This is a genomic window from Scytonema sp. PCC 10023 (assembly GCF_963920835.1).
Classification (GTDB): domain Bacteria; phylum Cyanobacteriota; class Cyanobacteriia; order Cyanobacteriales; family Nostocaceae; genus Kalymmatonema.
In genome coordinates this window covers 1-586 of sequence record NZ_CAWUDP010000352.1, presented here as the reverse complement: position 1 = coordinate 586, position 586 = coordinate 1, and the positions used below count along the sequence as shown (strand labels likewise).

The 586-nt window shown below is 45.2% G+C and carries 1 protein-coding gene; it reads right to left on the bottom strand.

Annotated elements, in window-relative coordinates; translation table 11 throughout:
* Positions 1 to 586: hypothetical protein (locus ACM0OZ_RS49175; protein WP_414590212.1), on the bottom strand; the 586-nt coding region annotated here is incomplete at both ends.

Sequence of the window (586 nt, the reverse complement as noted above, 5' to 3'; positions counted from 1 at the left end):
TTGGGTACATCTGATTGTTCAACTGGAGTTAATATATCTGGTGTAGGTACAACAGTTGGAGAATCGGGGGCTATCCCTTGTTCCGCGTTGAGGAACTGCCGCATCACTGTGGATTCATTCCCCAAAGTGGGTGGGGCAGTTGTTGATACATTAGGTATGAGTGTTGGTAGCACTGATGCATTTTGTAGCGATGTCTCAATGCTTGTGCTATCTAGATTCGGTTGAGAAGGTTGTGTTGTTTGCGTCTGTGCAGTGACATTGTTGGATAAATCTAAAATGCTGGGTTGAGGTTGTGCCTCTGTGGTGACATTGTTGGGTACATCTGATTGTTCAACTGGAGTTAATATATCTGGTGTAGGTACAACAGTTGGAGAATCGGGGGCTATCCCTTGTTCCGCGTTGAGGAACTGCCGCATCACTGTGGATTCATTCCCCAAAGTGGGTGGGGCAGTTGTTGATACATTAGGTATGAGTGTTGGTAGCACTGATGCATTTTGTAGCGATGTCTCAATGCTTGTGCTATCTAGATTCGGTTGAGAAGGTTGTGTTGTTTGCGTCTGTGCAGTGACATTGTTGGATAAATCTA